At 71.7% G+C, this 21,954-nt stretch carries 21 protein-coding genes; 9 read left to right on the top strand and 12 right to left on the bottom strand.

The features are described from left to right. Positions 1 to 451 precede the first annotated feature (451 nt). The gene (gene dnaA / locus ABD143_RS05795) at positions 452 to 2,071 is read right to left on the bottom strand and encodes a chromosomal replication initiator protein DnaA (protein ID WP_379659607.1); all 1,620 of its coding nucleotides are present in this window, start codon (positions 2,069 to 2,071) and stop codon (positions 452 to 454) included. Between the two features lie 452 nt (positions 2,072 to 2,523). Here dnaA and rpmH point away from each other — a divergent pair, with 452 nt between their 5' ends. The 8 genes from rpmH to ABD143_RS05835 all read left to right on the top strand — a co-directional run bounded on the left by rpmH (position 2,524) and on the right by ABD143_RS05835 (position 7,752). Further along, on the top strand, positions 2,524 to 2,667 hold the full coding sequence (gene rpmH, locus ABD143_RS05800; RefSeq protein ID WP_075952533.1) for a 50S ribosomal protein L34: 144 nt from the start codon (positions 2,524 to 2,526) through the stop codon (positions 2,665 to 2,667). Positions 2,668 to 2,680: 13 nt separating this feature from the next. Then, the gene (gene rnpA, locus ABD143_RS05805) at positions 2,681 to 3,037 is read left to right on the top strand and encodes a ribonuclease P protein component (protein ID WP_343972255.1); all 357 of its coding nucleotides are present in this window, start codon (positions 2,681 to 2,683) and stop codon (positions 3,035 to 3,037) included. Then, on the top strand, positions 3,034 to 3,321 hold the full coding sequence (gene yidD / locus ABD143_RS05810; RefSeq protein WP_343972259.1) for a membrane protein insertion efficiency factor YidD: 288 nt from the start codon (positions 3,034 to 3,036) through the stop codon (positions 3,319 to 3,321). Before rnpA ends, yidD begins: the two co-directional genes overlap by 4 nt. Continuing rightward, positions 3,315 to 4,451, top strand: a complete 1,137-nt coding sequence (yidC, locus tag ABD143_RS05815; protein WP_343972262.1) for a membrane protein insertase YidC — start codon at positions 3,315 to 3,317, stop codon at positions 4,449 to 4,451. Before yidD ends, yidC begins: the two co-directional genes overlap by 7 nt. Positions 4,452 to 4,545: 94 nt before the next feature. Next, complete coding sequence (locus ABD143_RS05820; protein WP_343972265.1) at positions 4,546 to 5,046, top strand: Jag family protein; 501 nt, start codon at positions 4,546 to 4,548, stop codon at positions 5,044 to 5,046. A gap of 37 nt (positions 5,047 to 5,083) precedes the next feature. Then, a complete protein-coding gene (gene rsmG / locus ABD143_RS05825) occupies positions 5,084 to 5,758 on the top strand; it encodes a 16S rRNA (guanine(527)-N(7))-methyltransferase RsmG (RefSeq protein WP_379659616.1) in 675 nt (224 codons plus the stop codon). A gap of 23 nt (positions 5,759 to 5,781) precedes the next feature. Continuing rightward, entirely contained in the window at positions 5,782 to 6,717 is a 936-nt protein-coding gene (locus ABD143_RS05830; RefSeq protein ID WP_343973372.1) for a ParA family protein, read from the top strand. A 6-nt stretch (positions 6,718 to 6,723) separates the two neighbouring features. Next, a complete protein-coding gene (locus ABD143_RS05835; RefSeq protein WP_343972268.1) occupies positions 6,724 to 7,752 on the top strand; it encodes a ParB/RepB/Spo0J family partition protein in 1,029 nt (342 codons plus the stop codon). 264 nt (positions 7,753 to 8,016) lie between these two features. On the opposite strand, the gene ABD143_RS05840 is transcribed toward ABD143_RS05835, so the two are convergent. Then, a complete protein-coding gene (locus ABD143_RS05840) occupies positions 8,017 to 8,964 on the bottom strand; it encodes a D-alanine--D-alanine ligase family protein (RefSeq protein WP_343972270.1) in 948 nt (315 codons plus the stop codon). 25 nt (positions 8,965 to 8,989) lie between these two features. Further along, positions 8,990 to 10,303, bottom strand: a complete 1,314-nt coding sequence (locus ABD143_RS05845; protein ID WP_379659617.1) for an aminotransferase-like domain-containing protein — start codon at positions 10,301 to 10,303, stop codon at positions 8,990 to 8,992. A 277-nt stretch (positions 10,304 to 10,580) separates the two neighbouring features. Here ABD143_RS05845 and ABD143_RS05850 point away from each other — a divergent pair, with 277 nt between their 5' ends. Then, entirely contained in the window at positions 10,581 to 11,237 is a 657-nt protein-coding gene (locus tag ABD143_RS05850) for a GNAT family N-acetyltransferase (RefSeq protein ID WP_343972273.1), read from the top strand. A 91-nt stretch (positions 11,238 to 11,328) separates the two neighbouring features. Here ABD143_RS05850 and ABD143_RS05855 read toward each other — a convergent pair whose 3' ends face one another. From ABD143_RS05855 to ABD143_RS05895, 9 genes are all read right to left on the bottom strand, one after another. Further along, positions 11,329 to 12,486, bottom strand: a complete 1,158-nt coding sequence (locus tag ABD143_RS05855; RefSeq protein WP_343972276.1) for an N-acetylmuramoyl-L-alanine amidase — start codon at positions 12,484 to 12,486, stop codon at positions 11,329 to 11,331. 179 nt (positions 12,487 to 12,665) lie between these two features. Continuing rightward, positions 12,666 to 12,992, bottom strand: a complete 327-nt coding sequence (trxA, locus tag ABD143_RS05860; protein ID WP_343972279.1) for a thioredoxin — start codon at positions 12,990 to 12,992, stop codon at positions 12,666 to 12,668. 38 nt (positions 12,993 to 13,030) lie between these two features. After that, positions 13,031 to 14,029: a thioredoxin-disulfide reductase gene (trxB, locus tag ABD143_RS05865; RefSeq protein WP_343972281.1), complete on the bottom strand. Its 999-nt coding sequence runs from the start codon at positions 14,027 to 14,029 to the stop codon at positions 13,031 to 13,033. Positions 14,030 to 14,127: 98 nt separating this feature from the next. After that, positions 14,128 to 14,826 carry a hypothetical protein gene (locus ABD143_RS05870; RefSeq protein ID WP_343972284.1) on the bottom strand — a complete coding sequence of 233 codons (699 nt, stop codon included), beginning with the start codon at positions 14,824 to 14,826 and terminating at the stop codon, positions 14,128 to 14,130. Further along, positions 14,823 to 15,368, bottom strand: coding sequence for an RNA polymerase sigma factor SigM (gene sigM, locus ABD143_RS05875; protein WP_343972288.1), 546 nt, complete (start codon positions 15,366 to 15,368; stop codon positions 14,823 to 14,825). Before sigM ends, ABD143_RS05870 begins: the two co-directional genes overlap by 4 nt. Positions 15,369 to 15,438: 70 nt before the next feature. Continuing rightward, complete coding sequence (locus ABD143_RS05880; RefSeq protein WP_343972291.1) at positions 15,439 to 17,049, bottom strand: protein kinase family protein; 1,611 nt, start codon at positions 17,047 to 17,049, stop codon at positions 15,439 to 15,441. 155 nt (positions 17,050 to 17,204) lie between these two features. Next, positions 17,205 to 18,863, bottom strand: coding sequence for a murein biosynthesis integral membrane protein MurJ (gene murJ / locus ABD143_RS05885; protein WP_343972294.1), 1,659 nt, complete (start codon positions 18,861 to 18,863; stop codon positions 17,205 to 17,207). Further along, entirely contained in the window at positions 18,860 to 21,391 is a 2,532-nt protein-coding gene (locus tag ABD143_RS05890; protein ID WP_343972297.1) for a DUF6049 family protein, read from the bottom strand. Before ABD143_RS05890 ends, murJ begins: the two co-directional genes overlap by 4 nt. Next, a complete protein-coding gene (locus tag ABD143_RS05895; protein ID WP_343972299.1) occupies positions 21,388 to 21,882 on the bottom strand; it encodes an NUDIX domain-containing protein in 495 nt (164 codons plus the stop codon). The genes ABD143_RS05890 and ABD143_RS05895 overlap by 4 nt, the downstream gene beginning before the upstream one ends. Positions 21,883 to 21,954: the final 72 nt, after the last annotated feature.

Genomic DNA, 21,954 nt, shown 5'->3' on the forward strand with positions numbered 1-21,954 from the left:
TGCCCGGCATCCGTCCACCGGCCCCCGCTCGTCCATCCACAGAGTTGTCCCCAGATGTGGGTGAAGAGTGGTCGGGTGCGGACGCTGCGCGACCGATCCGTAGCGCCGAACGGTCCTACGAACGCGCCGTGAAACTCACAGACGTCTCTCCTGGCACACACCCGCGGACGCAGCGTGACCTGCTGCGTGACCTGCAGCGTTCCGGCGCGGGACAGGTGTGTACAAGGAGCGCGATGCCGCGGGCGAACGATTCGTTGGCGGACAGCGCAGCGGTAGCGGCCGGACGGAGGTGTGCGCGGGTTCGTCCGACGCCAAGCAGGTCGAGCAGGCGCCGGGGCTGCCGATCGTCCGACGGCTGCAGAGAGGACCAAGAACTCAGGCGTAAGCCCGCGCGTGGAGGGCTACGAGCGATGGCCGGCAGGCGCCACGGGCATGCGGGCGCCTGCGGCGGTCACTGACGAGCGCGCTGCTTGATCCGCGCGGTCAGCTCCTGAACCTGTTCGAAGGTCTTGCGGCGCTGCGCTATCTCGTTGCGGATCTTCTTGTCGGCGTGCATGACGGTGGTGTGGTCGCGGCCGCCGAACGTCTGGCCGATGCGGGGCAGCGAGAGGTCGGTCAGCTCACGACACAGATACATGGCGATCTGACGGGACTGGGCGAGCGCCTTCGTCTTTCCCGGCCCGCACAGCTCCTCCATGGTGACGCCGAAGAACTCGGCGATGACCGCCATGATCGTCGGCGCGGTGATCTCCGACGCGGACGAGTCGGGAATGAGGTCGCGCAGCACGATCTCGGCCAGCTGCGTGTCGACCGGCTGCCGGTTCAGCGACGCGAACGCGGTGACGCGGATCAGCGCCCCTTCGAGCTCGCGGATGTTGCGCTCGATGCGCTCGGCGATGAACTCGAGGACGTCGCCGGGCACCGCGAGCCGGTCCTGTGCCGCCTTCTTGCGCAGGATCGCGATGCGCGTCTCCAGTTCGGGCGGCTGGATGTCGGTGATGAGGCCCCACTCGAACCGGGTGCGCATGCGGTCCTCGAGAGTCTCGAGGCGCTTCGGCGGCCGGTCGGAGGAGACGACGATCTGCTTGTTGGCGTTGTGGAGGGTGTTGAAGGTGTGGAAGAACTCCTCCTGAGTCCCTTCCTTGCCCTCGAGGAACTGGATGTCGTCCACCAGCAGCACATCGACGTCGCGGTAGCGGCGCTGGAACGCCACCTTGCGGTCGTCGCGCAGCGAGTTGATGAAGTCGTTGGTGAACTCCTCGGTGGACACGTACCGCACGCGCATGCCGGGGAACAGCCGCTGCGTGTAGTGCCCGACCGCGTGCAGCAGGTGGGTCTTGCCCAGTCCGGAGTCGCCCCAGATGAACAGTGGGTTGTACGCGCGCGCCGGCGCCTCGGCGACCGCGACTGCCGCGGCGTGGCTGAAGCGGTTTGAGGCGCCGATGACGAACGTGTCGAACGTGTACTTCTCGTTCAGTCGGGTCTGGGAGCGCGGTGCGACCTGCTCGGCCGCGGGCGGCCCGGAGTACGTCGGCCACACCTCGGCCGGACGGCCCTCGCCGCCGTGACCGCCGTTGCGCCCGTTCTGCGACTCGGGCACGGCCGCGAGTGCTCCGGTGTTCGGCAGCGCCGCGCCCTCGGAGCCGGCCAAGTCTTCGGCACCCGGCTCGCCCGGGCCCGGACGCTGGCCGCGGGCCGGGTCGGCGTCCGTGCCGACGGCCGCGTGCATCGGAGCACGCGCAGGCGCGGCGCCAGGCGGGTCGGGCACCTCGGTGCCGCCGGACGCGGCGGAGGCGTCGACGACAACCGCGAGGTTGACGGTGACGCCGAGGTGGCGGCCCAGCGCGTCACTGATCGGACGGCGCAGGATCCGCTCGATCGCGTCCTTCGCGAACTCGCTCGGGGCGGCCAGCAGCGCGGTGCCGTCGATCAGCCCGAGCGGGCGGGTCAGACGGAGGAACGCGCGCTGCTGTGGCGACAACGTCTGCGTGCCGGAGCCGGCGGACGCGCCGGACAGGTCGGCGATGACACGGTTCCAGACCTGACCCAGGGCTCCTGGTTGGTCGGCCACCGGTCGTCATCTCCCCTCCTGTCGTCGCCCCGGACGATCACCGCACCCGGAGGGGTCGATCATCCCCAGACTTGTCCACACCTGTGCGCAGAACGGTACGCGGCCCCGCAGCGCTGGTGCGCTCGGGCCCGTGTGTGACGTACCTGATGGAGCGATCCCCCCGGATCGAGCTGTGGAGGGGGCACGCTAACAATGACCGCGACCTGCCACAAGGCGACTGTGTCGCGCAATCGGGCAACGGGATGATAGCGATCGGGGTGGTTTGACCCTCCGTCGGCGGGCTGCGTACCCTCTAAAGCAACCGTGCCCGCGCGAAACGGGCCGTGCGCTGGCCCCTGGTCCGTCCGTGGGCGGTGCGCAGCCTGCGCGGGTGCCGAAGCACCACCGTCCCGACCAGCGCATGATGATCATCGACGGCTTCCATCAGCCGGCCGTCGACAGGAGAGCCGACCGTGAGCAAGGGCAAGCGCACCTTCCAGCCGAACAACCGCCGCCGTGCCCGCACGCACGGCTTCCGGCTGCGGATGCGCACGCGCGCAGGCCGCGCCATCGTCGCCGCCCGCCGTGGCAAGGGCCGCCAGCGGCTCTCCGCCTGATCCGGTAGCCCCGGTGCTGCCGGCCCGGTCCCGGCTGACCCACCGGGACGAGTTCGCCTCCGTCATACGGCGGGGGCGGCGCGGCGGCCGGTCCCGGCTTGTCGTGCACCTCCACCGCGCTCCCGAGGAGTCCGGCCCCAGGGCCGGCTTCGTCGTCAGCAAGGCGGTGGGCGGGTCGGTCGTCCGGCACCGGGTCTCGCGGAAGCTCCGCCACCTGGTCGCTACTCGGCTCGACGTGCTACCGGGCGACGTGCGTCTGGTGGTGCGAGCGCTCCCGCCTGCTTCCGACGCCACGTCGGCCGAGCTGGCAGAGGACCTCGACAGCGGGCTGCGGAGCGCGCTGCGCAAGCTGAACGGAGACGTGCGGTGAGCGACGACGGCAAGCGGGCGCCCGTCGCGCGCGCCTTGATCGGAGCGCTCCGCTTCTACCAGCGGTGGATCTCCCCCGCGCTTCCACCGACCTGCCGCTTCTACCCCACCTGCAGCGCCTACGCGATCGAGGCGCTGCAAGTGCACGGGCCGCTGCGGGGTTCTTGGCTCACCGTGCGGCGGTTGCTGCGCTGTGCACCGTGGCACCCTGGCGGCATCGACCCGGTGCCACCGCGCCGCCCCTGCTCGGCTCGGACCCACCACGAGGAGCAAGCCCCGTGCTGAACTTCATCTACTACCCGGTCTCGTTCATCCTCTGGGTCTGGCACGAAGTGTTCGGGTTCCTCCTCGGCCCGGACAACGGCCTCGCGTGGGCGCTGTCGGTGATGTTCCTGGTCTTCACGCTGCGGGCGCTGCTCTACAAGCCGTTCGTGAGCCAGGTCCGCTCCATGCGGAAGATGCAGGAGTTCCAGCCGGAGATCGCCAAGCTCCGCAAGAAGTACGGGAACGACCGGCAGAAGCAGGCCGAGGAGATGCAACGGCTCCAGAAGGAGCACGGCGTCAACCCCCTCGGCGGCTGCCTACCCGTCCTCGTCCAGGTGCCGGTGTTCATCGGCCTGTTCCACGTGCTGCGTGAGTTCAACCCGATCCTGACCAACGGGGCCCCCCGCACCGAGAACTACTTCTTCGGGCAGACGGACGTCCAGTCCTTCAACAACTCCCACCTGTTCGGGGCGAAGCTGGGCAGCTGGGTCACCCAGGGCGAGGCCGTTCTCAACGCCGCAGGTACCTCGATCGCGTCGATGCTGATCGTGATGATCCCCCTGATGATCGCGGCCGGGATCTTCACGCACATCACGGCCCGGCACTCGGTCGCCCGCCAGACGGCGGCGCAGGCCGAGAACCCGCAGACCGCGATCATGAACAAGTTGATGCTGTACGTGTTCCCGATCGGCGTCGTGGTCGGTGCCCCGTTCCTGCCCCTCGCGGTCCTCCTCTACTGGGTGTCGAACAACCTGTGGACCCTGGGCCAGCAGTACGTGGTCTACCGGCGGATCGACGCCGAAGAGGCCGCCAAGAAGGAGCAGACCACGGCCACCCGGCAGTCGCTCGCCCCGCGGCCCGGGCAGAAGCCGGTCCGCCCGGAGCCCACTGCCGAGGAGCCGAAGGCGAAGCGGCCGGGAGCGAAGCCGGTCACCCGCAAGCCCGGCGCCGGCAACGCGGCAGCCTCGTCATCGAAGGCCGCCACGAACGGCGAGGCCTCGCCCAACGGGGCCGCCAACGGAGCAGCCGCCGGCGCGTCCGAGCCGGAGCCGAAGACCAACGGCGCCACGGGCGACGCCCCGCGGAGCGCGCGCAGCAGCGGCGGCGGGAGCACCCGCCCGCCCGCGCGGCGCCCCCGCAAGCGCCGCTGATCCCCACGAGCCACCGCGGTCGCCCCTGACGGCGACCGCAGCGGCGCGTCCCGGGATATGGGCCGCGCCGCACCTGTGAGAGAGGAGACGCATCGTGCCGAAGACTGCGCAGGACGGGCCCACCTCCGCCGAGGACCAGCTGGTTCGTGAGGGCGACATCGCCGGTGACTACCTCGAGCGGCTGCTGGACGTGCTCGACTACGACGGTGACATCGACCTCGACGTCGAAGCGGGCCGTGCGATCGTGAGCATCGACGGCGGTGAGGACCTGGACAAGCTCGTCGGCGAGCGGGGTGCTGTGCTCGAGGCGCTCCAGGAGCTCACCCGGCTGGCGGTGCAGCAGGCGTCCGGTAACCGGAGCCGGCTCATGCTCGACGTCGCCGGATGGCGCGCCGCCCGCCGGGACGAGCTGACCAAGCTGGGCTCCCGCACGGCGAAGGAAGTGCTCGAGTCCGGGGAGTCCGTGCGGCTGCGGCCGATGACCCCGTTCGAGCGCAAGGTCGTGCACGACGCCGTCGCCAAGGTCAAGGGTGTCTCGAGCGAGAGCGAGGGCGAGGAGCCGCGGCGGCAGGTCGTCGTCTTCCGCGGTGCCTGACTCCGCCGACGAGTTCCTCGGCCGCGGTGCCACCGCGGTGCCCGAGCCTGGTCCTACCGCGGGTGAGGTGTTCGGCGACCGACTCCCCCTGGCTCGCAGGTTCGCCGAGCACCTTGTCACGTCAGGGGTCGAGCGCGGGCTGATCGGCCCGCGGGAGGCGCCCCGAGTGTGGGAGCGGCACGTCCTGAACTGCGCTGTCGTCGCCGAACTCGTGCCGGTCGGCGCGCGCTTGGTGGATGTGGGTTCGGGAGCCGGCCTTCCCGGGATACCGTTGGCACTGGCCCGGCCGGATCTCGGCATCGTGCTCGTGGAGCCTCTCGCTCGTCGAGTCGACTGGCTTCGTGAGGTGGTCGCCGATCTCGGTGTGGCGATCGAGGTGGAGCGAGGCCGGGCCGAGGAGAATGTGGTGCGGCGGCGATGGGAGGGGGCCGACGTGGTGACCGCTCGTGCCGTCGCACCGCTGGCTCGACTTGCCCGCTGGTGCCTCCCGCTGCTGCGACCAGGTGGGCTCATGCTCGCCGTCAAGGGCGCGAGCGCGGCGGAGGAGATCGAGCGGGATGGGGCCGCCGTGCGGCGGCTCGGCGGGGGCGCACCGCGAGTCGAGCAATGCGGAGCCGGAATCATCGATCCCCCGAGCACGGTGGTCGTCGTCGAGCGCGAGCGCGGGACCGGTCGCCTCGACCGTTCGGGGCGCAGGAGAGGGCAGGCGTGACGTTCAAGGTGTCCCAGTACGAGTTGTCCCCGAACGAGGCGGCCCGCCGTGTTTCACGTGAAACACCGGGCTGGACACCCATCGCCGAGGAAGCGGAACGGGCGGCACGTGTGCTGCACCCTGAGCGCCACCGGATGCCGCGCCCGACCCACCGCCGGATCCTCACGGTCGCGAACCAGAAGGGCGGCGTCGGCAAGACCACCAGCACCGTCAACCTGGCCGCCGCGCTCGCGATGCACGGGGTGCGGGTGCTCGTGATCGACCTCGACCCGCAGGGCAACGCGAGCACAGCGCTCGGCGTCGAGCACCGGCTCGGCACCCCGTCGGTCTACGAGGTGCTACTCGGGGAGATCCGGCTGGCCGAGGCGGCTGCGGTAACCACGGCGTCGCCGAACCTGCTGTGCGTCCCGGCCACGATCGACCTGGCCGGCGCCGAGATCGAACTCGTCAGCATGGTCGCCCGGGAGAACCGGATGCGGCAGGCGCTGTCGGATGAGGCGCTCAACGAGCTGGACGTCGACTACGTCTTCGTCGACTGCCCGCCGTCGCTCGGCCTGCTCACGGTGAACGCCCTCGTCGCGGCCAATGAAGTACTCATCCCGATCCAGTGCGAGTACTACGCGCTGGAAGGGCTCGGCCAGCTGCTGAGCAACATCGACCTCGTGCGGGCGCACCTCAACACATCGCTGCACGTCTCGACGATCCTGCTGACGATGTACGACGGGCGCACCAAGCTCGCCGACCAGGTGACGAGCGAGGTGCGCGGTCACTTCGGTTCGACCGCCCTTCGAACGGTCATCCCCCGAAGCGTCAAAGTCTCTGAGGCGCCCGGGTACAGCCAGACGGTGCTCGCCTACGACCCGGGTTCCCGAGGGGCGATGAGCTACGTCGACGCGGCCCGCGAGATCGCGGAGCGCGGCGCGGCTATGGACGTGCCGCCCCGCAGAGACGGACGGTAAGGAGCAATGGCGGAGCGCGAGGCATCAGCGGAGCGGCCGGCACCACCCGCGCGCAAGGGCGGGCTCGGACGCGGACTTGCCGCGCTGATCCCGACGGCCCCCGCGGTTCCGCCGGGAGCACCTTCCGGGGCGCCGCCTTCGGCCGGCTCCACCTCGGTCGGCTCGGTGACGGCGCTCCCCACCGCTGTCGGCTCGTCGTCAGGCCATGCGGTCGAGGCCGCGGTGGGTGGAGCGCTGTTCCGGGAGCTCGACCCTGCATCGGTCAGTCCCAACCCGCACCAGCCGCGTACCGCCTTCGACGAGGAGGCGCTCGCGGAGCTCGAGCACTCGATCCGCGAGTTCGGGCTGCTGCAGCCGATCGTCGTGCGCGAGGTCTCCCCCGGCTCTTACCAGCTTGTGATGGGCGAGCGGAGGTGGCGTGCTGCACAGCGGGCCGGGCTCAGCCGCCTCCCCGCGATCGTCCGGAACACCGGCGACGACGCGATGCTGCGCGACGCGCTGCTCGAGAACATTCACCGGGTCCAGCTCAACCCGCTGGACGAAGCGGCGGCCTACGAGCAGCTCCTCGCCGAGTTCGGCGTCACGCAGACCGAGCTGGCCGACCGCATCGGCCGCAGTCGGCCCGTGGTCACCAACACGATCCGCCTGCTGAAGCTGCCGGTCTCGGTGCAGCGGCGCGTCGCCGCGGGCGTGCTGTCGGCCGGCCACGCCCGTGCCCTCCTCGGTGTGGAGGACCCCGGGCGGCAGGAGGATCTCGCCGCCCGGATCGTGGCGGAGGGCCTCTCGGTGCGCGCCACGGAGGAGGCCGTCGTGCTGATGCGCGGCGAGGGCCCGCCGAGCGCGAAGCAGGCGGCGCGACGCAGGCCGCTTCAGGCCCCCGGACTGCAGGATCTGGCGGACCGACTGTCCGATACTTATGACACGCGCGTCAAAGTTGAGCTAGGTCAGAGGAAGGGCCGGATCGTGGTCGAATTCGGCTCCGTAGAGGACCTGGAGCGCATCGCGAAGCTCATGAATCGCCAGTCCGAAGGCTGATGTTCCGGCGTCGAACTCGACCGTAGCTCGGCGGCCCGACAGGACGCGCTGGGCAGCGGGGTTGGATCAACGACCCGCAGGAGTTCCGCGAGGACACCTTCACGCCTGTGCGCTGCTGAGTTCAATCGGTGCGCGCCGCGCAGGCGGGTCGCTGGAGCTGCGGCGCCGTCCGGCTGACCGTTTCACGTGAAACATCGACGCGCGGAATCCTGGGGGCTGTTTCACGTGAAACATCGGCTACCTGCCGCTGTTTCACGTGAAACGTCAGCGTCGCCCGACCGCGCGCTCGACGAGGGCCGAGTACAGCTCCCCCAGCTCCATCCCCGCAGCGCGGACGGCGAGCGGAAGGAGCGACGTCTCGGTCAGCCCCGGCGAGACGTTCACCTCGAGGATCTGAACGCGTCCGTCGGCGTCCACCACGGCGTCGGTGCGGGAGACGTCGCGGAGGCCGAGCAGTTGGTGTGCGGCGAGCGCCGTGTCCTCCAGTAGTCGGAGGGTGGTGGAGTCGAGTCGGGCCGGGCAGTGGAAGGTGGCGGCACCCGGGGTGTAGCGGGCGGTGTAGTCGTAGACGCCCCCAGCCGCGTCCACCTCGACCGGCGGGAGCGCGCGCGCCGTGTCACCGTCGTCGACCACCGAGATCGCCACCTCGGTGCCGCGCACGAAGCGCTCGGCGAGCACTGTGTCGCCGTAGGCGAGGCAGCTCACCATCGCCGCGGGCAACTCCGCCCGCTCGTTGACGACGTGGGCGCCGAGTGCGGAGCCACCCTGGTCCGGCTTCACCATCAGCGGGAGCCCGAGACGGTCCACCATCGCGTCCAGCACGGTCTGCGCCCCGAGTGCGCGGAACGTCGTGTGCGGGAGCGCGACCCAGTCCGGGGTGTCGAGCCCGGCGCGGGCGAGCTCGGCCTTGGCGGTCGGCTTGTCCCAGGCGCGCCGGCATGCGGGTGCCGGCGTGCCCACGAACGGGACGTCGAGCAGCTCCAGTACCGCCTGCACGGATCCGTTCTCTCCCTCGCCGCCGTGCAGCGCGATCGCGACGGCGTCGGGAGGATCGCTGCGCAGCCGGTCGACGAGTGAGCCGTCCACGTCCCACTCCCGGACGTCGGCTCCGGCGTCGCGCAGGGCGGCGGCCAACCGGCGGCCCGACCGCAGCGAAACCTCGCGCTCGTGGGACAGCCCGCCGGCCAGCACGGCCACAGTTCGTTCGATCACCGCCGCATTCTGCGGCACGGCCGGTTCAGGGGGTGTGCGGGCTCGGAGTCTGCGGGCCGTTGCGCGGTGCCGGGCCGACCTGGCGGGCGGAGCTGCCGAACGTGCGCATCACGTCCAGCTCCGCCTCCAGGACACCTGCGAGCCTTCGCACGCCCTCGGTGATCCGCTCTGGAGTCGGATAGCAGTACGAGAGGCGCAGCTGGCGGCTGCCGAAGCCGTCGGCGTAGAAGCCGGTGCCGGACGCATAGGCGACGCGGGCCGTGACCGCGCGCGGCAGCATCGCCTTCGTGTCGACACCCTCGGGGACCGTGAGCCAGACGTAGAAGCCACCGTCTGGGACGTTCCACGTGCAACCGTCGGGGAGGTAGGTCTCGAGGGCCTGCAGGAGTGCGTCGCGCCGGTCGCGGTACGCCTCGGCGAACGTCTTGATCTGGGTACGCCACTCGTGTCCTGCGAGGTACCTCGACACGAGCATCTGGGTGAAGCTCGGCGGGCAGAGGGTGGCCGACTCGGCCGCAAGCACCAGCCGGTCGCGCACTGCTGGCGGCACCAGTGCCCAGCCCACCCGCAGACCGGAGGCGAACGTCTTCGAGAAGGACCCGAGATACACGACGTCGCGGTCGAGGGAGCGCAGCGCCGGATACGTGCGCCCGCTGAAGCCGAGGAGCCCGTACGGGTTGTCCTCGACGACACCGACGCCGTAGGTCGTGCAGATCTCCAGCACCTCGGCGCGGCGCTCCACGGCGAGCGTGACGCCGGCCGGGTTGTGGAAGTTCGGGATCGTGTACAGGAACTTCGGGGTGATCCCCTGCGTCGCCAGCGTCTGCAGCGCCTCGCGCAGGAGCTCGGGCACGAGCCCGTGCTCGTCCATCGCCACGTGCACGACCTGCGCCTGGTACGCGGCGAAGCTGCCGAGCGCCCCCACGTAGGACGGACCCTCGGCCAACACGACGTCACCCGGATCGCAGAAGATCCGGGTGACGAGGTCGAGTGCCATCTGCGACCCGACGGTGACCACGACGTCGTCGGGGTCGGCCCGGATGCCTTCGAGCGCCATCACCTCGCAGATCTGCTCGCGCAGCGCGGGCACGCCCTGGGCCGAGCCGTACTGCAGGGCCACCTGGCCGTCACGGCTGATGAGGTCGGCGACCTCCACCGCGAGCGAGTCGAGCGGGAGCGCGGCGAGGTTCGGCATGCCGCCCGCCAATGAGACGACCTCGGGCCGGCTCGCGACCGCGAACAGCGCGCGGATCTCCGAGGCGGTCATCCCCGCCGTGCGGGCCGCGAAGCGCTCGGTGGGCACCACCGAACGTGCCGCTGCCGCCGCTGCCCCCGCCACTGCCCCGGCGAGCGGGGCCGAGGTGCCGGACGATGGTGGGGGCGTGGCCGGATGCGGCACGGTGGTCCTCCCGGTTCTCCTGGAGCGGCGAGCTGTCAGTCGAGCTGAGCGAGCCGATCGAGTGTAACCGGGATGGAGGAACCTCCTGCCCTTCGGCGAGGGTGAGACACCGGTCGCAGCACGCGGGATGCGTTCGATGTTGGACCGATCTATCGTCGGGAGGGTCGGCGCGACGGGCGGCGGCCATTCAACAGGGTTCTGCCGCCGGAGGTTGGTCTTGTCCTGGCACGTGGCAGCTCTCACTCTGGACAATCTGGATGATTTGCCCAAGAGGTGCCGTCGCTGCGTGTTCTGGGAGCTGTCGGAGCACATGGGCAAACAGGCCGCCGACTTCGGCTCCATGGAGCTGGAGAAGGAGGCCTGGATCTCCGAGGTGCTCCTCGAGTGGGGCTCTTGCGGGCGTGTGGTCTACATGGGCGGCGCCCCGGCAGGCTACGTCATCTACGCGCCGCCTTCGGCCGTGCCGCGCGCTGCCGAGATGCCCACCGGACCGGTGAGCGCCGACGCGGTGCTGCTCACCACGATGCAGATCATGCCCGAGTTCGCCGGGGAGGGCCTCGGGCGCCTGCTCGCCCAGGCCGTCGTCCGCGACCTCACCCGCCGTGGCGTCAAGGCCATCGAGGTGTTCGGCCAGCAGCGTCCCGCTGCCGAGCGGGGGTGCCTCATCCCGGCCGAGTTCCTCCGCGGCGTCGGGTTCAAGACGATCCGCCCACATCCCCACTTCCCGCGTCTGCGCATGGAGCTGCGTTCCGCCATGACGTGGAAGGAGGACGTCGAGGCCGCGCTGGAGCAGCTGCTCGGCACGATCACGATCCCGATGCAGGCCGCGGGCGTCAGCGACCAGAGCTATCGAGCGGTACCGACCCGGTCCTGAACGCCCCGCAGCGGGCCGCTCACGGCGCCCTGTGTGCCACGCTGAGGGCCTGTCAGGGCAGGGTCCGGGTAGCGCGGGGTCCACCGGTTCTTCAGATGGCCTGCGCGCCGCCGCGCTCCAGCTCGCGGGCGAGCACGTCGGAGAACGTGAACGTGCCGGTGGGCTGGTCGTCCTGGCCCAGTAGGTAGAGCCGCTTGACGGCCACGAGGATGCCCTCGGCGACGACGTCGCGGAACGCAGGATCGAGCAGGCGCCTGCGATCGCCCATGTTCGTGAGGTAACCGATCTCCACGCGCACGGTGGGCATGCGGGTGAGCCGGAGGAGCTCCCAGGTGCGGCCCTGGGTGCGGCAGTCCTGCATCGCGGTGCGGATGAGCAGCTCGCGCTGGATGAATCCGGCGAGCGCCTCCCCCACCGTGGAGGTGGAGCCGGACCCGTTTCCGAAGTGGAACGTGGCCAGGCCATGCGCGTGCATGCTGTGGTTGGCGTCGGTGTGCACCGACAGCACGAGATCGGCGCCGGCGTTGTTGGCGAACGCAGCCCGCTCCACCTCCGACGGGCAGGTATCCTCCTGCCGGGAGAGCATCGCGTCCATGCCGGTGGCGGTCATGCGGCCGACGAGCCGGCGGGCTAGATCCCACACGAGGTCCGCTTCGGCGACGCCCGCGGCGACGACTCCGCGGTCCGGGCCGCCGTGGCCGGGGTCGACGACGATCCGCTTGCCGCGCAGCCGCGGCCCGGCCTGCCGGAGCAGCTCCTGCTCGCGCAGCAGGTGCGGACGCCCGCCGGTGACCTTGCGGCCGAGCTGGCGAAGCGAGCGCAGGGTGGCCGGCCCGCACAGCCCGTCGGGTACGAGGCCGTACTCCCGCTGGAACTTCCGCAGCGCCGCCTCGGTCTGCTCGTCGAACACACCGCCGGGACGTCCGGGGTCGTAGCCGAGCTCGAGCAGCCGCTCCTGCAGTGCCACGACATCGTCGCCGCTCATCGGAGCCGAGATCATGAGTGCGAGCATCCGGTCGCCGAGCCGCCAGCCGGCCTCCCTCAGCGCGCGATAGGTGGCCGGGCCCACGATGCCGTCGGTGATCAGGCCGCGCTGCTGCTGGAACGCTCGTACGGCGTGCTCGGCATCCGCGTCGAAGTGGTCCCGCTCGGGCGCTCCGTCGGCGTCGGGGAGAAGCCCGAACCGCCGCAGCGTGGACCGGATCTCGGCGACCGCCGGTCCACTGTCACCTCGGCGCAGCAGCTGCATGCACCCCTCGCTCGCAGTCGTCGAATACCGCCGCAGCGGTGTTGGCCCGGGGGCCATTGTGTCAACTGCATAGTCGGTAACTCGACAGCGGGCCGTGTCGGGCCATGTTCGTGTCGTGATAGGCGATTGCCCCGCTCCCGGGATTCCGGGGCGGGGCATCCGCTGACGTGCCGGGCGGCTCAGGCCAGGTAGTCGGCGAGGTCGGAGAGGAGCGCGGCCTTCGGCTTCGCGCCGACGATCTGCTTCACCGGCTTGCCGTCCTGGAAGACGATCATCGTGGGGATGGACATGACCTGGTAGTCGCGGGCTGTCGACGGGTTGGCGTCGATGTCCAGCTTGGCGACAGTCAGCTTGTCCTGGTGCTCACCCGCGATCTCGTCGAGCACCGGGGCGACCATCTTGCACGGCCCGCACCAGGTTGCCCAGAAGTCGACCACGACGGTCTTGTCGCTCTTGAGGACGTCGCTCTCGAAAGATGCGTCGGTGACCTCGACGGTGTTGGCCATGGGTTCTCCGTTCAATGGATGGTGTGGAGTACGCGGAGTCAGCTGGTGACGGCGGCGACCTGGTCGGAGGCGGTGCCGTACCCGCCCCCTGCCAGCTCGGCGGGCACCGGGACCTCGGCGAGCCAACGCTCGGCGTCGATGGCGGCGGCGCAGCCCGAGCCGGCTGCGGTAACGGCCTGGCGGTAGGTGTGGTCGACGAGGTCTCCGGCGGCGAACACCCCGGGCACACCCGTATAGGTGGTGGGAGCCTCGACCTGCACGTAGCCCTTCTCGTCGGTGCGCACCACGTCCCTGACGAGCTCGCTGCGCGGGTCGTGCCCGATCGCGACGAACATGCCGGTGACGTCGAGCACGGACTCCTCGCCCGTCTGGGTGTCGCGCAGCCGCAGCGCGGACACGCTGCCGTCGCCGATCACCTCGACGACCTCGGCGTTGGTACGCCAGCGCATCTTGGGGTCGTCCTGGGCGCGCTTCAACATGATGCGCGAGGCGCGGAAGTCGTCACGGCGGTGGACGATCGTGACCGATCGGGCGAACCGGGTGAGGAACGTCGCCTCCTCCATCGCCGAGTCGCCGCCGCCGATGACGGCGATGTCCTGGTCGCGGAAGAAGAACCCGTCACACGTGGCACACGCGCTGACGCCGCGGCCGAGCAGCTTCTGCTCGCCGGGGACGTTCAGGTAGCGCGCGGCCGCACCCATCGCGAGGATGACGGCGCGGGAGCGGTAGGTGACCCCGTTGACCTCGACCGTCTTGATGTCGCCATCGAGAGACACCTTCTCGACGTCCAGGGCATGCATCTCGGCTCCGAAGCGCTGCGCCTGCGAGCGCATCTGCTCCATGAGCTCGGGGCCCATGATGCCGTCGGTGAAGCCGGGGTAGTTCTCGACCTCGGTGGTGGTCATCAGGGCGCCGCCGAACTGCGTGCCTTCGAAGACCAACGGGTTCAGTTGCGCACGAGCGGCATAAACCGCAGCCGTGTAACCCGCGGGCCCCGATCCGATGATGATCAGCTCACGCACCTCGTCGGTGGACACCGGTCACCGTCCTCCCTCATCGCTGTACAGCTCTTAACACGATCCCAGCAGGGGACATTCCGCTCGGGACGGGGCCGCGGACTCGGACGTGATCGTCGTCACCGACCGATGACTTCCCAGCCCAGGAGCTGTCCGCCGGCCGGTCCGCACCCCGGGTCGACCACAACCACATGGAACCTTCCCAGGTCCCCGCTCCCCAGTGCGAGCAGCACGCCCTGGCGGCCGTCGAGATCTACTCGGCGGCCCCCGAGGAACGGGGCGTCCGGCCGTACGCCGGGCGGGGCCACTACAGCCAGGCACGCCGCCCGGCGCGCTGGATCGGCGAGCTCGCCCGCGTCCGTGGCACCCAGCGCGGCACGGCCGGTGGCCACAAGGTCCACCCGCTCCAACGGCAGCCGGTCGGGGCCTGGCACGGCCGGCCGAGCGAGGAGGAGCCCCGCGACGAGGGCCACCGCCAGCACGGCCGCCGCGACCAGCGCGGGCCGGTACCGGACCAGGCGCCTGAAAGCCGTGCCGGTCTCCGTTGCGGCCACCGGACCCTCGGGGCCTTCGGCCTCGCGGCGACCGGCCTCGGCCGCGAGCGCCGCGTCCCACCGGGCGGCGACGCCCGCGGGAACATCCGGCTCCGCCAGCGCGGCGAGGTCGGCCCTGGTGGATGCTAGGGCGGCGAGCACCGCGGTGGCTCTCGCGTCCGTGGCCGCGGCTGCCCGGACCTGCGCCGCGCGGTCGTCGTCGAGCAAGCCGGCATCGAGGTCGGCGAGCAGGTCACGGCTCAGCCAGGGCCGCCCGTCGGTCATGCCTCCTCCTCCCGCAGGTGCCCCAGCAGCACGGCGAGCCGAGCCCGCCCCCGTGAGCAGCGACTCTTCACGGTGCCCACCGGCACGTCCAGGATCCCGGCTGCCTCGTCGAGCGGCCAGCCCTGCACGTCGACCAGCACAACCGCGGCGCGCTGCGCCACCGGGAGCGCCGCCAGCGCGTCGACCACGGCGAGCCTGGTGACGAGTTCGCCTGCCATGTCCGGCCGCAGGGCGGGCGGCTCGGTTTCGGGGAAGGGCACGACGACCCGGCGCTGCTCGTGGCGTATCCGGTCGATGCAGGCATTGACGAGGATGCGGTGCAGCCAGGTGCGCACGGATGCCTCCCCGCGGTACGAGCCCGCCCTCCGGTACGCGGCCACGAGCGCCTCCTGGACGACGTCGGCGGCGTCCTCCGGGTGGTTCAGCATGCGGACGGCGATGCCCCACATGCGGGACCGGTAGCGGCCGGCGAGCTCGCCGAACGCCCGCTGGTCACCCGCCCGGTGCGCGGCGATCAGATCCGCGTCGGTCGGGGCCTCCACAGGGCGGAGCGTAGGTCGAAGACCCCTGTCGCCGTGGGCGTTCCGGAGAAATCAAGCAGTTCGAAGTCGGTCAGACGCCGGCGCGCTGGAACTCGACCTCGCCGATCGAGCTCGAGTAGTCCGAGCCGCTCCCGCTGAGGTGGGTGATCCAGAGCAACACGTGGGTGACCGGCTGGCTCCCGGCCATCGACACCACGGTAGCGCCGTTCTTCAGCGTGGCCTCGGCGATCGGGGTGGTTTCCTCGAGCGCGGCGTCGACGCCGGGCGCCGAGCGGACCTCCACCACCGTGCCCGCGCTCTGGGACTGGATGGTCAGCTCCGAAAGCTGCACCGCGGAGGCGAAGGACACCATGATCCCGACGCCCGGCTTGAACGCAGGGAACTGCTGCCGGTAGGCCGAGGTGTTCCATGAGCTCGTCGGGTCGCCGTCGATCACCCGCGAGACGCGCCCCGAGTTGTCGCGGTTGCCGACGTGGTCGTAGACCTCCACTCCAGCGACGGCGGCCAGGAGGTTGGACCCTCCTGGAGCGGCGCCCGGCGAGGGCTGCGTGGGGCTGCCGCCTTCGACGACGATCACCGGCGCTCCTCCGCCGCTGGCGAACAGCGAGCCGACCTGCACGCCCAGGTAGCCCAGTACCACCAGCACAGCGGCGCCGAGCACGGCGAGCGCGACCGTCATCTTGCGGCGGCGCTGCGGGTCGGGCGGTGTGACCGACCGGTCGTGGTCCTGCCACACGTCACCCGGCTCGGACGGCACCCCGTCGTGGGCGGGAGGGAAGAGCGCCATGCGATCTTCTTCCGCCACCACCTCACCCAGCAGGCGCTGCATCGCGGCGGCCGTGTGGACGTGGCCAGCGGCGTCGTCCGGCCCGAGGGCCCCGCGGGTGAGGCTGTCGAGCTCCACGGGCACGCCGGGCCGCAGCTCGGACGGCGCCGGGAGCGTGCCGTCGGACGCGTGCTCCGCGGCGGCGAGCCCGGCCAGTGCGGCGTCGGCGCTGGACAGGGGCCACTGGGAGGTGAGGAACGTGTAGAGCACGGCGCCGAGCCCGCGCACGTCGTCGGCGGGGGTGATGTCCGGGCGCGGGAGCGCGAAGCACAGCTGGGCGCGGCCGTCAGGGGTGACGCGCACGCGCTGCGGGTGGTCGCAGCCCAGCACGAGACCGTGCCGGTGGGCGGCTTCGGCGGCCGCGGCGAGCGGAGCGACCGCGCGGGCTGCCGCCAGCGGCTTGATCAGCCCGTCGGCCACGACCTCGCCGAGACTACGACCGGGCACCCACTCGGTGACGGCGGCGCCGAGCACGTCCTCCGGCACGGTGGAGCCGCTGGGGGTGAGCACGTCGAGAAGCCGGGCACAGCCGGGGTGCTCGAAGCTACCTGCCCGCAGGGCTCGCACGACCATCTGCTCGGCGCGGGCGGCGTCGGTGAGGCCGTCCGCGGGTGCGGCGCCGGGCGCCGGCCTGCGGAGCACCGTGACGGCCACGTCGCGGCGCAGGATGGTGTCCTCGGCGCGCCAGAACTCAGCGCCCGCAGCGGGGTCGGTGCCGACGCGGGTGCGGAGGCGGTACCGGCTCGAGAGGAGGCTTCCGGCGATCGTGCCTGACGAAACAGGCGGAACCGCAGGCGCCGTAGGCGCTTCCGTAGCCGGGGTGTCGCGCGCTGTCGGGGCGTCGTCCGGGCGCATCTGCTGAGGGACTACCGAGTCGACTTCCGCATCTGCGGCCGGAGCTGTCCCGTGCGGCGAGGTCGCACCAGAAGGTGGGCTCGCCAACTCACTCACAGTTCCGCCCTCCCCGCGATGCGCGCGCGAACCCACGATCCGCCCCAGGGCAGCCTACGTCAGGCCGAAGTCCGGCGCCGAGCATTCCTCCGGTCGACGAGCCGTTCGAGCCGTTGTGTTATGGACGTCACTTCGCGCACCCGCAGTAGCCACATACCGAGCACCGTGATCAGCCCGCCGACGAACACCGCCACCCCGAGCACACTCCAGGCCCTGGCCAGGGGTGTGAGCGCGGCGAATGGTCCGGCGTCGAGCAGTGCCACCACACCGGCCGCGAGCAGCACCCCGATCAGCGACGCGAGCAGCGTGCGCGCGGTCGTGGAAAGGACCGCGCCGGTCGGGACCTGGCCCAGCTTGCGGCGCAGCAGGATCTGCCCGAGCACGGCGCCGGCCACGAAGGAGGCACTGTTGGCTGCGGCGAGCCCCAGCACCACGTTCTCCGGCGGGAGCAGGATCGGGCAGGCCAGCATCAACGGGATCTTCACCCCGACCGTGAACAGCTGCACCAGCGTGGCGGTTCGGCTGTCGGTGAGCGCGTAGAACACCCGCAGCTGCAGCATCGTGATAGCGAACGGCAGGAGCCCGAACGCGGAGATGGCGAGCACGGCGCCGAGATCGTTCGCCCCCTCGAGGTTGCCGGACCGAATCCCGAACAGCGCAACGCCGACCGCGGTGCCGAACACGGTGAGGAGCACAGAGATCGGGACGAGCAGCACCGAGGCGAGCTTGCTGCCCAGCCCGAGGTCTGCGGCCAGGTCGTCGGTGCGGCCGTCGGCGGCGGCCCGGCTCATCCGCGGCATCAGCGCCGTGAGCAGCGAGACCCCGAGCACGCCGTACGGCACCTGCAGCAGCAGCCACGCGTTCGAGTAGATCGCGTAGGCGCCGCCGTCTGCGCTGGTCGCGATCCGGGTGGTGACGATGAGCCCGGCCTGCCCGATGAGGACGTAGAGCAGGGCCCACCCTGCGAGCCCGCTCGCCTGCGTCAGCCGCTGGTCCCAGCCCCACTGCGGGCGGTACCGGAACCCGCCCCGCCCCAACGCCGGCAGCAGCACGAGCGTCTGTGCCACGATCCCGATGGTCGTGCCGACGCCGAGCACCAGCAGCTGCGCATCGTCCGGCACCACCAGGTACGCGGCGACCACCCCGAGGACCACGACGTTGTTGAACACGGGCGCCCACGCGAACGCCCCGAACGCGCCCTTGCTGTTGAGGATCGCCCCGAGGATCGCCCCCAGGCCGTAGAAGAAGATCTGCGGCAGGAGCATGTAGGCCAGTGTGGTGGCGAGCTCCGGGTCTGCCGTGGACGTCGCTCCGGCACCCATGTACAGCTGGGTCAGGAGCGGGGCCGCCGCCACGCCGATGGCGGTGGCCAGCAGGAGCGCCACTGCGGCCAGCGTGATGAGCTTGTGGGTGTAGGCCTCCCCGCCGTCGGGGTCCTCCTTCTGGGCCCGCACGAGCAGCGGGATCATGACGCTGCTCAGCGCGCCGCCGAGCAGCAGCTCGTACACGATGTTGGGCAGCGTGTTCGCGACCGTGTAGGCGTCGTTGAGGATCGTGGCGCCGAGCGCGGTGAACAGCGCCACCTGCCGAAGGAACCCGGTGATCCGGCTGACCAGGCTGGCAACCGCCATCACGCTGCTCGCCCGGCCGATGGACGGCTCGGGCCCGATCACTGTCAGCCGCTCCGTCGGGTTGTCGTCGGGAGCGGGACCGATCATGGGCTGGGGACGCGGGGTGGGCCGGGAGGGCGAGGCGGGCCGTCGGGGCGCGGGTTGGCGACCGGGAGTCGGTCGGTGGCCGCGAGGGGGTCGGGGAAAGGGTCCCCGCTCCGGTTGGCCCTCGGGCCCGGGCGGTGGTGCGGGGACGGGTCCGGGCGGGACGCCGGGGTGGCGGGGAGGGAGCCACTTGGCGGGACCGGGAGGTCCTGGCCGTTGGTCTTGCCCTTGCCCGGCTCGCCACGGATCCGGCGGAGCACCCGGCGGCCCGCCAGCACCACGAGCAATACGCCCGCGCTCGCCGTCAGCCACACGGTGATGGTGCCGTAGACGGTGGACTGCACTCGCAACCGGCTCGCCGGACCGAGAATTTTACCGTCTGGCGTACGCACGGAAGCCTGAACGGTGAACTGGCCGGCGCGGACCACCTCGGCGCTCACCCGGACCTGCCGACGGCCCAATGGCGGCACGAGCTGGGGATCGATCGGGGCCACCCGCAAGCCTGACGACGAGGAGATCTCGACGTGCACCTGGACCGTGACCGGGAGCCCGTTCGTGAGTGTGATGAGGATCGGCGCGTTGGACGTGCCGAGCGAGTAGGGGCTGGGCGGCTCCAGTACCCGCACGGTGGCACGTAGCTCGGCCACCCGGTCGGCGACGGCATGGGACGCGGCGGTCGCGGCCTCCGGGCGGCCCCGCCACGCCGCGGACACCGGGCGCAGGAGGCCGTGCCGCAGCGGCGTGAACACCTCCTCGGGGCTGACCCCGACGCCGGCGTCCGGGACGGCAGCCGATTCGAGGTCGGTGATGTCCGCGGCGGTGCCCCGCAAAGCGTCGACGGCGGCGCTCGGCACCTCCTGGCCGCCGGCCTGGAGTGGGTACGTCGGCATGAGCGCGCCCGCACCGGGCGGCGGCCCGGCGGCGAGCGCGGCGTCGAGCCCGCTCGGCACGATCCGGTTCGCGTCGAGCAGTTGGTTCACGGCGCCGAGCAGGGCGTCGGCGGCCGCCCCGTCCGCCATCCAGTTGTGGGGTGGGGCGAGCACGAGCGGCCCACCGCTGCGCGCCGCGGCGTCCGGTGGCTCCCCGGTGCGGAACGCGAGAGCGCCGATGAGGTCTTGTGTGGACAGCGGGCCCGGGCCACCGGCAGGGGTCGAGGAAGCGCCCGACGCGGCCCGGACAGAGCCGGTGGCATGGTCGGTGTCCTGCATGTTCACCGCACCCGGCCCGGCGGCTGCCTTGGTGAGCAGCGGGTCGGTGAGCAGGGCGAACTGAGGGGTGCGCCCGCCGGCGAGCGGGACGACTCCGCTGGTGCGCTGGGTCCTGCCCTGCTGGACGCCATCGGCCGAGAGCACGACGGAGCGTCCGTCCGCCTGGGCCATCGCGGCGAGCGTCGGCTCGTCGGCCACGCCGTCGACGGGCCACGTGGCTCCGGGCACCGACGTGATCTGCAGGATGTCGTTGAGGACCGTCCTGCCGTCGGTGACGGCGCGGACCGCGAGGTCGCTCATACCGCCACGCGTGAGCGCGACGAGGTCGGCGTCGGCGTAGGGCAGGGCAATCACGCAGCCGGTCCTGGCCACGGCGGCGAGCTGGTCCAGCCACCGGCCGGCTGCCTCGCCCCCCGTGCCGGGTGCGGTGCTCCCGTCGGGGAGGCGGACCTGGTAGCCGGCCGGCTGGCGCATCAGGGACGCGGTCTCCACCAGGTCGGGGTCGATGGCCACGCAGGTGGCCGCCCGTAGCCGGGAGCCGCCGATGGCGCTCTGCGCCAGTGCGGAGACCAGCCCGCCGAGCCTGCCGTCCGGCGCGAAGGACGCGGCCAGCTGGTCGTCGGTGAGCAGCGGCAACTCACCGGGAACGGTCGGGATGCGCCGAGGGGCGTCGGTGACGGGATAGAGCATCGCGAACGGGGCGGCCCCGCCGGTCGGGGCCGCAGGCACCGCGTTCGGGGCGGCCGGGTCGGGCGGCAGCGACAGCACCGGCAGCAGCATGCGGACGGCCGCGAGCCGGGCTGTGGCCCCGTCGCGGGGGGCGCCGTTGACGTTGATCAGCAGCTCGTGCACCCCGGTGGAGGAGAGCGCGAGGCTCGTGTCGGTCGGGCCGCGCAACGGCACGGTCAGCTGCACGGGGATCTGGCCGCCGGGTGCGATCTCGCCGGGGATCGGGACGAACTGCGGTGTGACGGCGTCGGTGGCGCCGCGCCCGTCGAGCGCGTCGCGGAGCGCTCCCTCGGTCGGGAGTGGGTTGCCGCGCTGCGCGCGGATGATGAGGTCGCTGACCGGCTGGTCGCCCGTGTTGGTCAGCGTGCCCGTGACGGTGAGGGTGCGCGGCCCGCTCACCGTGACCACCCGCGGGGAGACCTGGGCGAGGTCCAGGCGGACGGGCCCGTCGCCGGGCGCCTGGTTGGAGACGATCGCGGGCGCGCCGGACTCCGCGGCCTGCGCGACGCCGCCCGCCCCGGCGAGGGGAAGCGCGCCGAGCAGCCCGCTCAGCACGAGCAGGGTGATCGCGACCACGGCCGCGACCGGCTTCACGCCGTCTCCTCCAACAGTTCGGTAGCCCGCCGGATCAACCGGCGCTCGTCGGCGTAGGCGAGCCGCGACTCGAGCTCGTCGAGTGGGACCCACGCCACTTCGGAGACCTCCATATCCGAGTCGGAGAGCTCACCGCCGAGCGCGCGCATCAGGAAATGGTGCACGGTCTTGTGCACGCGGCGGTCCTCGGCGACGAACCAGAAGTCGATGGTGCCCAGTGGTGCGACCACGCGGCCGATGATGCCGGTCTCCTCCTCGACCTCGCGCACCGCCGCCTCTTCAGCGGTCTCACCGGACTCGATGTGGCCCTTCGGCAGCGACCAGAGCAGCCTGCCGCGCCGGTCGAGGCGGCCGATCACCGCGGCCATGCCGCGCTCGTGGTCCACGACCAGGCCCCCGGCCGACGTCTCGTCGACGGTTCGGAGCCGCCGACGGCGATCCGAGGAGCGACCCGCGCGGCGCCCCCCGGAGCGGCCGCGGGATGTGGACATGTGGCGATGGTAACGAGGCTTCCCGCTGAAGTGCCTGGCCCGCGCCGCGCGCCCGATTCAGATGACCCGGCC

This window comes from Pseudonocardia aurantiaca (assembly GCF_039526725.1).
Taxonomy (GTDB): domain Bacteria; phylum Actinomycetota; class Actinomycetes; order Mycobacteriales; family Pseudonocardiaceae; genus Pseudonocardia; species Pseudonocardia aurantiaca.

What these genes read in the sequence shown, in the direction of transcription:
- ABD143_RS05855 (WP_343972276.1), bottom strand. Translation starts at nt 12,486, where the DNA reads ATGCAGCTGCTGCGCCGAGGTGACAGTGGACCGGCGGTCGCCGAGATC.
- ABD143_RS05835 (WP_343972268.1), top strand. Translation starts at nt 6,724, where the DNA reads ATGGCGGAGCGCGAGGCATCAGCGGAGCGGCCGGCACCACCCGCGCGC.
- ABD143_RS05895 (WP_343972299.1), bottom strand. Translation starts at nt 21,882, where the DNA reads ATGTCCACATCCCGCGGCCGCTCCGGGGGGCGCCGCGCGGGTCGCTCC.
- ABD143_RS05870 (WP_343972284.1), bottom strand. Translation starts at nt 14,826, where the DNA reads ATGACCGACGGGCGGCCCTGGCTGAGCCGTGACCTGCTCGCCGACCTC.
- murJ (WP_343972294.1), bottom strand. Translation starts at nt 18,863, where the DNA reads ATGATCGGTCCCGCTCCCGACGACAACCCGACGGAGCGGCTGACAGTG.
- ABD143_RS05880 (WP_343972291.1), bottom strand. Translation starts at nt 17,049, where the DNA reads ATGCGCCCGGACGACGCCCCGACAGCGCGCGACACCCCGGCTACGGAA.
- trxA (WP_343972279.1), bottom strand. Translation starts at nt 12,992, where the DNA reads ATGGCCAACACCGTCGAGGTCACCGACGCATCTTTCGAGAGCGACGTC.